Here is a 731-nt window from a genome sequence, read left to right as displayed (position 1 = left end):
TATAGAACCCATTTGACATCTTTTACTGTATTGAAGTAAAGTTACCGCAAAAGCCGTATCCAGCAGCCATGCAGTACTCTAGCAGCCTAACAGACGAAGAGTGGGAAATCCTTGAACCCCTACTGCCTCAGATATTGCCGCCTAAGAAACAGACCAGACCCTCGAATTGGACAAAAAGAAAACTCTTGGATGGCATCTTCTATCAACTCAAGAATGGCTGTAATTGGGAAGACTTGCCCAAGGACTTGCCCCCTTACTCAACCGTATATTGGCATTACAAGCAGTGGCGGGCATCTGGAGCGCTCGAAAAACTGATGGGTATCTTACATTCTCAAGTGCGTGAGCAAGTAAAAAAAAAGCTAAATGGACAACGTTGATCATAATTGACTCGCAAGCGGTGAAAAACACTTGTAAAGAAGAGTGTTGAGTCGAAAGGATATTGTTTCTACAAATCGACGAATGGGATTAAGAGGCATCTAGCCGTTGATACGTTGGGGTTTCCCTTCTTTACTTACTGCACCAAAGCAAATGTATCTGATGATGTGGGTTTGCTTGAGATGTTGACTCAAAACATTGATTATTTCCAGTCAAAGCCCGTCAACATTCCCAAAATCACCATTTTGCTAGACCACGGTTATCACTCTGAACATCTGAGGCAGGAGTTAGAAAAGGTTTATCCCCAGATTATGACGAAAATCAGGTTTGAACTTTCACCAAAACCATCAAAACAC

1 protein-coding gene and 1 pseudogene are annotated in these 731 nt (G+C 42.4%); both read left to right on the top strand.

Features of this window, described 5'->3' with window-relative positions; all coding sequences use genetic code 11:
• The first annotated feature begins 68 nt into the window (after nucleotides 1-68).
• A complete protein-coding gene (locus tag HCR01_RS38145; protein ID WP_193201043.1) occupies nucleotides 69-377 on the top strand; it encodes a transposase in 309 nt (102 codons plus the stop codon).
• A gap of 114 nt (nucleotides 378-491) precedes the next feature.
• Nucleotides 492-731: pseudogene (locus HCR01_RS38140) on the top strand (IS5/IS1182 family transposase); the annotation flags it as partial.

Origin of the sequence: Nostoc sp. MG11 (genome assembly GCF_014904695.1) — a bacterium.
GTDB lineage: Bacteria > Cyanobacteriota > Cyanobacteriia > Cyanobacteriales > Nostocaceae > Komarekiella.
Note: the sequence above shows the minus strand (reverse complement) of the source record. Positions and strands in the feature narration are given on the sequence as shown.

What these genes read in the sequence shown, in the direction of transcription:
- HCR01_RS38145 (WP_193201043.1), top strand. Translation starts at nt 69, where the DNA reads ATGCAGTACTCTAGCAGCCTAACAGACGAAGAGTGGGAAATCCTTGAA.